The sequence below is a fragment of the Bradyrhizobium sp. genome (genome assembly GCF_027451485.1).
In the GTDB taxonomy this organism is placed as follows: Bacteria; Pseudomonadota; Alphaproteobacteria; order Rhizobiales; family Xanthobacteraceae; genus Bradyrhizobium.
Map to the genome: position 1 here is coordinate 1 of NZ_DAIDJE010000199.1, position 8,732 is coordinate 8,732.

Below are 8,732 nucleotides of genomic sequence, written 5' to 3' on the forward strand. Positions count from 1 at the left end.
TAGCAGCTTTGGTCTTGGATTTGCCGTCCGAACGGTTGGGAACCCTCCGCTTCCAGCCGGTGAATATCGCTGGGACGGCGTCGGCGGCACCTTCTTCTTCATCGATCCCAGCCACGACCTGTTTGCGATCTGCATGATGCAGTCACCGTCGCAGCGCCAACGCATTCAGAGAGAGCTAAAGACGCTGATTTACCGGGCGCTGGAGAAATAGCAGATTATCAGCCCTAAACCTTTCGCGCGATCTCGCGCACAAGTCCCACCGTTTCCTCGATCATGGCGGCGGTAACGTCGAGATGGGTGCAGGCGCGGATCCGTCCCTCCATTACGGCGATCTGTATCCCCTGCCGGTTCAAGGCGGCGACCATGTCGCCAGCGCCGATGCCGGCGCCATCCGGCTTGAAGAACACAAGGTTGGTTTCGGGCTCCTGCACCTCGATGCCCCGGATTTGCGACAGCCCTCGTGCCAACGCCCGTGCATTGGCGTGGTCTTCGGCCAGCCGGTCGACATGATGGTCGAGCGCGTAGGTGCAGGCGGCGGCACAGATGCCGGCCTGGCGCATCGAGCCGCCGAGGCGCTGCTTCCAGCGCCATACCTCGTCGATGAAATCGCGCGTGCCGGCAAGGACCGCGCCGATGGGCGCGCCAAGACCTTTTGAAAAATCGATCCAGGCCGAATCCCAACCCGCGGTCATGTCGCGTGCGGAGATGCCGGTGGCGACGGTCGCATTCAACAGGCGCGCGCCGTCCATATGGGTGGCAAGCCCGTTGGTCTTGGCAATTGCCACGACCTCATCGAGATCGGCCTTCTTCCAGACCGTACCGCCGCCGATATTGGCGGTTTGCTCGGCGCTCACCAGCGTCTGCGGCGGCTGATAGCGCGTGCGAGGATGAAGCGCGGCGCGGAAGGTATCAGGCGTGAACTTGCCGTCTGCGCCTTGCAGCGGCGTGATCTGGAATCCGCCGAGTGCGGCATGGGCGCCTCCTTCGCGCGCGATGATATGGGCGGAGACATGCGCCAGGATTTCGTCGCCCGGCCGGCAATGCACCAGCGTCGCCGTCACGTTGCACATGGTGCCGGAGGGCAGGAACACCGCGGCCTCCTTGCCCATCAGATCGGCGACGCGGTCGCAGAGCAGGTTGACGGAAGGATCGTCGCCGACCTGTTCGTCACCGACCTCAGCCCGTGCCATCGCCTCGCGCATTCCCGCCGTCGGGCGGGTCTGGGTATCCGACAACAGGTTGATGCGGACCGGGGGCGCCTTGGGGTCACGGCGGGCAGGGGTGTAGGCCATCGGATGAGGCTCCATTTTCATTTTCGCGTCGTGGCCGGACATAGCCGTTCGAAGAACGGCGTTGCTCCCGCTGGCCTATGCCCGGCCATCCACGCTTGCTTTGTGGCGACCATAAAGACGTGGATACCCGGGACAAGCCCGGGCAGGACAAACAAAAGGCCCCGGTAAACCGGGGCCTTTAAATGCAATTGACGCTGAAGTCACATCAGCGCGAATAGAATTCGACGATCAGATGCGGCTCCATCTGCACCGCGAACGGCACGTCCGTCAGCGCGGGGATGCGGACGAACTTGGCGGTCATCTTGCCGTGATCGACTTCCAGATAATCCGGCACGTCGCGCTCGGGAAGCTGGCTCGCCTCAAGGACATGTGTCAGTTGCTTGGAAGATTCCTTGACCTCTACGAGGTCGCCAACCTTCAGCTTGTAGCTTGAGACATTGACCTTGCGGCCGTTCACCTTGACGTGGCCGTGGTTGATGAACTGACGCGCGGCAAACATGGTGGAGACGAACTTGGCGCGGAACACGACGCTGTCGAGACGGCGTTCGAGCAGGCCGATCAGGTTTTCGCCGGTGTCGCCCTTCAGGCGGCTTGCCTCGACGTAGATGCCATGGAACTGACGCTCACTGATGTTGGCGTAATAGCCCTTCAGCTTCTGCTTGGCGCGCAGCTGGACGCCGAAGTCGGACAGCTTGCCCTTGCGGCGCTGGCCGTGCTGGCCGGGACCGTATTCCCGGCGGTTCACGGGGCTCTTTGGGCGGCCCCAGATATTCTGGCCCATACGGCGGTCGATCTTGTATTTGGCCTCACTACGCTTTGTCATCGCGTCCTCTTAAGCGGTTGGGTTTGAGGAGACGCGCCCTCCTGTGCAGCCGAGAATTTCCTCGACTTGCCGACAGATCCGAGCCCTAAAGCTTGAAGGGGCAGACCACGGGTCGCGAAACGCATCGCGGGCCGAAACCGGCCCGCGAGCAGGGCGGTTTCTAGGCAGAAACGGCTCCCCTGTCAACGCAAATGGTCCACCCGTTCAGGAGGACGAGGCCAGTATTTCGGCCGAAATCTCGGTGTTCAGGACCTGTTCCAGCCGGCTCAGCACCCGGGCGATGACCGCGGCGTCGGTAACCCGATGATCCCAGCGCAGGATGACGTCAATCCTGTTGTCCACTCCAGCTACGCCATAGCTGAGCAGAAACGGACCGGTACTGAGCGCCCTGAGCTCGCCCGGGCCGTAGGCGGAAACCGAAGTCACCCCGAAGGTTCCGAAATTGTTGGCGCGCATGCGTCCGAAATTCAGCCCGAGGGCCCAGCTCAGGCGGCGCAGCGGGAGCGGCAGGCGGCTCGCCATCAGAATCTTGCGGAAGGCCGGGATCTGTTCGACCGGCGCAGTCTTGGCGCGCCGGATTGCGGCGTCGATGGCTGCGAGCGGCTGTTCCTCAGGCGCGGGGACCTTCTCCGGCAGAATGCATTCCTCGCCGCCTTCAACGCGTGCCACTGCGACCATGGCGATGCTGCGCGGCAGCTCGAAGAAATGCGGTCGGGGCAATTTGACGTAGAGCGTGCGCAGCACCGGCTCGTCTTTTGCAACGATCGCAAAGGCCTTGACGAACATCGCCGCCCAGCCCGGCGCAGAAGCAGCCTTGGCGCGCGCGGCAGCAAGCGGGCCGATGTCGAGTGGGCGCGACAAAGAGATGAACGGCACGCGCATCGAGGCGTGCATGAGGTCGATAACAAAGATGCGCAGCCGTGAGATTTTTCGCTTCGTCCCGCGCATCGCTCCGCTCAGTTCCCTTGTCCGATGAGATTTTTCCGATTGTCAGCCATGGCAGCGCAGGGCCTGACGAGAAGGCCGTTTCGTGACTTTATCGGGCGTGAGATGAACCGTCGATAAACATCTGAAGATATGTAGAAATATAGCGTGCCGGATCGGTTCCGCCGTCTGAAGTCCCTGCACCACAAGCTACGAATTTGATCAGGAGCTCAGATCGATGAAGCGGGATTGGCTTCGATAAGCTTGCTAGCGCCCATGATTTTCGGAAGTTCGTGAAGGTGGATGCTGCAATGGAGCACGGAGTTCAGAAAGCGGGCGTCCGCCGAAGAAGGGCGCGAGCGCAGCCTCTAGCCTGTGTGGCCGTCCCGAGGTGAAAATCATTTTGGAATCGGCGTCGTCTGGCCTGCCGCGCGCTTCGGGAAGCAGGCTCGTTACGCGCCTTGCAATTGCCGGCGCCGGATCGATCCAGTCGACCGGCCAGGGCGCCAGTTTATTCAGCCGGTCCAGCAACAACGGGTAATGCGTGCAGGCGAGCACGATGGTGTCGGTGCGATTTGAGGCATCCTTTCCGTTGCCGACAAAGCAGGCCATCAGTTCGGCCAGGATGTCTTCATCGCTGACCGCGCCGCCACTGAGCGCCGTTTCTGCCAGCCCCGCCAGCTTTGCCGAACCGACCAGCGTCACCTCGCAGCCTTGCGCGAAATCGCGGATCAGGCCACGGGTATATTCGCGCTGGACCGTACCCTTGGTGCCGAGCACGGAGACGCGCTTCGTCTTGGAGGCCGCGCAGGCAGGCTTGATGGCCGGCACGGTGCCGACGAACGGCACGCAATAGCTCTCGCGCAAATACGACATGACGAGGGTCGATGCCGTGTTGCAGGCGATCACGACCAGGTCGGGACGATGTTCGGATATCAGTTCGCCGACGAGTGGCACCACGCGACCGATGATTTCTTCCTCGCTGTGGTGGCCATAGGGAAAGAACGCGTCGTCAGCGACGTACAGATAATGTGCCTCGGGACGCACGCGGACGACCTCGCGCAACACCGTAAGGCCACCAAGGCCGGAATCGAACAGGAGAATGGTAGGATTGCTGCCCACGATTCTATCGTAACCGATCCGGGGTTATCTTTCAGTTGCCGTTGCGCAATATCGCGACTCTGACGTTACTTTCGTGTCCCGCGAGTTCTTCGAAGGAACGTATAGAGTCAAAGCTACACAGAAGCGGCACGCTGCTTCAGGCTTCGCCGAACACGCGCCTGAAGATGGTGTCGACGTGCTTCAGGTGATAACCGAGGTCGAATTGCTCCTCGATTTCGGCATCGGTCAGGTATTTCCTGACGTCGGCGTCCTTTTTCAGAAGTGTCTGAAAATCGCCTTCGCCGCGCCAGACCGGCATCGCATTGCGCTGCACGAGCTTGTAGGCGTCCTCTCTGCTCGCACCCTTTTGCGTGAGCGCGATCAATAGCCGCTGCGAATGGACGAGGCCGCCGAGGCGATCGAGATTCTTCTGCATGTTTTCCGGGTAGATCAGCAGCTTCTCGACGAGGCCGGCAAGGCGGTTCAGCGCAAAGTCGAGCGTCACCGTCGCATCGGGCCCAATCATGCGTTCGGCGGAAGAGTGTGAGATATCGCGCTCATGCCAGAGCACGACGTTCTCCAGCGCCGGCGTCACATAGGCGCGCACCATGCGCGACAGGCCTGTGAGATTCTCCGACAGCACCGGGTTGCGCTTATGCGGCATCGCCGAGGAGCCCTTTTGGCCTTCCGAGAAGAATTCTTCCGCCTCCAGCACTTCCGTACGCTGAAGGTGGCGGATCTCGGTGGCGAGACGTTCGACGGAAGAGGCGATCACGCCCAACGTTGCAAAATACATTGCGTGGCGGTCGCGCGGAATCACCTGGGTCGAGATCGGCTCGGGCCGCAAGCCCATCGCTTTGGCGACGTGTTCCTCCACGCGCGGATCAATCTGCGCAAAGGTGCCGACCGCGCCCGAAATGGCGCAGGTCGCGACCTCATGACGGGCGGCCAGCAGCCGCTCGCGAGCGCGGGAAAATTCGGCATAGGCATAGGCGAGTTTCAGTCCGAAGGTCACGGGCTCGGCGTGTATGCCGTGCGAGCGGCCGATGGTTGGCGTCATCTTGTGCTCGAAAGCGCGCTTCTTCAGTGCAGCGAGCACCTTGTCGATGCCGGTCACCAGCAGATCGGCGGCGCGCGTCAGCTGTACGTTGAGGCAGGTGTCGAGCACGTCCGATGACGTCATCCCCTGATGGACGAACCGCGCCTCCGGGCCAACGATCTCGGCCAGATGGGTGAGAAAGGCGATGACGTCGTGCTTGGTTTCGCGCTCGATCTCGTCGATCCGCGCCACGTCGAAGGCCGCATTCTGGGCCTTCGCCCAAATCGTCTTCGCCGCCTCTTTGGGAATCACCCCCAATTCCGCCAGCGCGTCAGCGGCATGCGCCTCGATGTCGAACCAGATCTTGAAGCGGGTCTGGGGCTCCCAGATCGCTGCCATTTCCGGGCGGGTATAGCGGGGGATCATTCGTGACTCGGTGCTTTTTCAATGGGATTACGAGGCTCTAGCAGAGCAGGTGAGGGGTGACAAACCAGCGCCCCGTGCCGCGCCGCATTTCCCCACCTGAGCCGCCGGACAGCTTTCAGTCACGTAATATTGACTAACAGATATTGATATCTGTCAGCGAGACGTTCTATATTGCCTGCTGACGCCTGATTCAGGGTCCCCCGGCAAGGCCGCCAAGGGCGGTAAGCCGGGGCGAGTTACGAGGACTTCGCCATGACATTCGAAATCTTGCACTTAACCGCCCAAATCCAGCGCTGGCTCAACCGGCGGATAGCCCGGCATCTCGCCGAACAGGCGCAACGGCTCGCCCGCTAATCGCCTGGATATCGGTCTCTATATCGATCAGGCTGATTGCCAGGAGGAGAAGCGCCGATGAACGAGAACGTGGTCTTGACACCAGAGCGCATTCTGGAAGTCACCGAAGACGTTCTGCGCCGTTTTGGTCTCGCCAAAGCCACCGTTGTCGACGTTGCGCGTGCGCTCGATGTGAGCCACGGCAGCGTTTACCGCCATTTCCCGAGCAAGGCTTCACTGCGCGAGGCGGTAGCCCAGCGCTGGCTCGAGCGCGTCTCAACGCCGCTCGCCAGGATCGCGGAGAGCTCGGAGCCAGCACCGGCCAAGTTCGATAAATGGCTTCGTGCCTTGTTCTCGGCCAAACAGACACGCTATCTCGAAGACCCCGAGATGTTTGCAACCTACCTGACGCTGGCGCGGGAAGCCTGCAAGACGGTGAAGGGACACCGTGCCTGCCTCACCGATCAGCTCGAGCTGATCCTGTCCGATGGCGTCAAGCAGGGTGCTTTCCAGATTGCCGACGTAAAAGTGACCGCGCAGGCAATTTTCGATGCGGTGACGCGCTTTCATCATCCCGGCCACGCCGATGAATGGAAAGATCCACAGCTGCCCGCGCGGATTGACGCGGTGATTGCGCTGCTCTTGAAAGGCATCGAAGCTCCTCGGTAGAGCGTTCTCGCGCGAATGTCGCTTACGGTCGGGTCAGACCGCAGTCGCGGCGAGGCGCGCGAGCGGGGCGCCGGTCTTGAGCCCGGCCTTGATCATGTACCGATAGTTCTGGACCAGTCTTCACGTTGAGATTGAGGGTCTGGGCCACCTCTTCGCTGGTGGCGCCGGCCGCGATTTGTTTGAGCTTTCTCAAACCGCTAGCGATATTCCGTCCTAGAATAAAACTGGAGGAACGTGTGCGGCTGGCATTCTTTGCCGATATCCATGCTAACCGGCAGGCGTTTGCGACCTGCCTTGAAGCGGCGCGTGGGCGCGGCGCCGACCGCTTCATTTTTCTGGGTGACTATGTCGGCTATGGCGCCGACCCCGAATGGACCCTCGCGACAGTGATGGAGCTCGTCGGGCAGGGGGCGCCCGCCGTGCGTGGAAACCACGACAATGCCATCGGCACGCGCTCGGAAACGATGAATGCGGAGGCTCAGGCCGCGATCGAATGGACGCGCGGCCGCTTGAGCGCATCCGAGCGCAAGTTCCTCACAGGGTTGCCATTGAGCTGCGAAGAGGGCGACCGCCTCTACGTACATTCGGAGGCCAGCCAGCCTGCCAGATGGCACTACGTGCGCTCGGCCGCAGATGCCGGGCGAAGCCTGATTGCAACCGACGCGCACATCACATTTTCCGGCCATATTCATCGGCCGGCGCTTTATTCGATGTCGGTGACCGGAAAAATGACGCAGTTCATTCCGCTTTCCGGAATTGCAGTGCAGTTGCTGCCGGGCCGGCGCTGGCTCGCCGTGCTCGGCTCGGTAGGCCAGCCGCGCGATGGCGATCCTGCTGCCTGTTTTGCCATGTTCGACACAGATCGCTGCGAAATCACCTATTACCGTGTTCCCTATGATGTCGATACGGCTGCGCAACGTATTCGCGACAATGGTCTGCCGTCGCTGCTTGCCGACCGCCTTTTCGTGGGAAGATAACGAATGGCGAAATTCACGGTCCGGCCCGGCGTCGTCATCGACGGTTTTGTGCTCGGCGAATGCGTGCATCGCGGCGGCATGGCAACGCTGTGGAGCGCTTGCCGTGAGGATATCGCCGATCCGGTGTTGATGAAGATCCCCCGGGTTTCGGAAGGCGAGGATCCGGCTGCCATCGTCTCTTTCGAAATGGAGCAGATGATTCTGCCGAAGCTGACGGGAATCCACGTGCCGCGTTGCTATGCGGCCGGCGATTTCGTCCGGCAAGCCTATGTCGCGATCGAACGCATTCCGGGGAAAACGCTTTACCCTCGCCTTGAGGAACTGCCGCTGCCCTACGAAGAGGCTCGCGTGATCGCGCTGAAAATTGCCGATGCACTATCTGACTTGCACCGGCAGAACGTCATTCATCACGACATCAAGCCCTCCAGCATTCTGTTTCGTCCTTCGGGCGAGGCGGTGCTGGTCGATTTCGGCCTGTCACATCACAATCAGTTGCCTGATCTGCTGCAGGAGGAGTTCCGCGTACCCTATGGCACGGCGCCCTATATGGCGCCCGAGCGGCTACTTGGCGTTCGTGACGATCCGCGCAGCGATCTGTTTTCGCTTGGCGTGCTGCTTTACTTCTTCACCACCGGCGTAAGGCCCTTCGGCGAGAGCGAAACCCTGGCGGGGATGCGAAGACGGCTATGGCGCGATCCCTATCCGCCACGTCAGCTGAAAAAAGACTATCCGCCGTGGCTCCAGGAAGTCGTGCTGCGCTGCCTCGAGATCGACCCGGCATGGCGATACCCGACGGCCTCGCAACTGGCGTTCGAACTGGCCCATCCCGAGCAGATCAAGTTGACAGCGCGTTCGGAACGGCTGAAGCGGGATCCGCTCTCCACGGTCTGGCGGCGCCGCTTCAATGGCAATCCGATCCAGCCCCGCAAGCCATCGGCGGTCGCCGCGCAAATCGCGGCAAGCCCGATTCTTGCGGTCGCAGTCGACCTGACGGAAGGGCCAGCCGAAATGAACGAAGCCCTGCGCGTGACCGTTGCGCGTATTCTCAAGACATCGCCGCTGGCGCGGCTCGCCTGCCTCAATGTTTTGAAACTTGGCCGCGTGACCATCGACCGCACGCTCGATGAGGAGGGCAACAACAAGCACGT

The 8,732-nt window shown here is 61.5% G+C and carries 8 protein-coding genes and 1 pseudogene; 4 read left to right on the top strand and 5 right to left on the bottom strand.

All coding sequences use genetic code 11. The features are described from left to right. A pseudogene (locus NEZ08_RS23120) lies at positions 1-211 on the top strand (serine hydrolase); the annotation flags it as partial. 13 nt (positions 212-224) lie between these two features. On the opposite strand, the gene NEZ08_RS23125 reads toward NEZ08_RS23120, so the two are convergent. The 5 genes from NEZ08_RS23125 to purB all read right to left on the bottom strand — a co-directional run bounded on the left by NEZ08_RS23125 (position 225) and on the right by purB (position 5,605). Then, entirely contained in the window at positions 225-1,292 is a 1,068-nt protein-coding gene (locus tag NEZ08_RS23125; RefSeq protein ID WP_298112294.1) for a threonine aldolase family protein, read from the bottom strand. Positions 1,293-1,497: 205 nt separating this feature from the next. Further along, positions 1,498-2,115 carry a 30S ribosomal protein S4 gene (gene rpsD, locus NEZ08_RS23130; RefSeq protein WP_298112295.1) on the bottom strand — a complete coding sequence of 206 codons (618 nt, stop codon included), beginning with the start codon at positions 2,113-2,115 and terminating at the stop codon, positions 1,498-1,500. Between the two features lie 204 nt (positions 2,116-2,319). After that, positions 2,320-3,063 (bottom strand): acyltransferase, encoded by a 744-nt coding sequence (locus tag NEZ08_RS23135; RefSeq protein ID WP_298112297.1) that lies wholly within the window; start codon positions 3,061-3,063, stop codon positions 2,320-2,322. A gap of 243 nt (positions 3,064-3,306) precedes the next feature. Beyond that, a complete protein-coding gene (murI, locus tag NEZ08_RS23140) occupies positions 3,307-4,161 on the bottom strand; it encodes a glutamate racemase (RefSeq protein WP_298112298.1) in 855 nt (284 codons plus the stop codon). A gap of 136 nt (positions 4,162-4,297) precedes the next feature. Beyond that, positions 4,298-5,605: an adenylosuccinate lyase gene (gene purB, locus NEZ08_RS23145; RefSeq protein WP_298112299.1), complete on the bottom strand. Its 1,308-nt coding sequence runs from the start codon at positions 5,603-5,605 to the stop codon at positions 4,298-4,300. 411 nt (positions 5,606-6,016) lie between these two features. Here purB and NEZ08_RS23150 point away from each other — a divergent pair, with 411 nt between their 5' ends. From NEZ08_RS23150 to NEZ08_RS23160, 3 genes are all read left to right on the top strand, one after another. Next, a complete protein-coding gene (locus NEZ08_RS23150) occupies positions 6,017-6,607 on the top strand; it encodes a TetR family transcriptional regulator (RefSeq protein ID WP_298112301.1) in 591 nt (196 codons plus the stop codon). 236 nt (positions 6,608-6,843) lie between these two features. After that, positions 6,844-7,584, top strand: coding sequence for a metallophosphoesterase family protein (locus tag NEZ08_RS23155; protein WP_298112303.1), 741 nt, complete (start codon positions 6,844-6,846; stop codon positions 7,582-7,584). Positions 7,585-7,587: 3 nt separating this feature from the next. Continuing rightward, the coding region (locus tag NEZ08_RS23160) for a serine/threonine-protein kinase (protein ID WP_298112304.1) at positions 7,588-8,732 on the top strand (1,145 nt) is incomplete at its 3' end.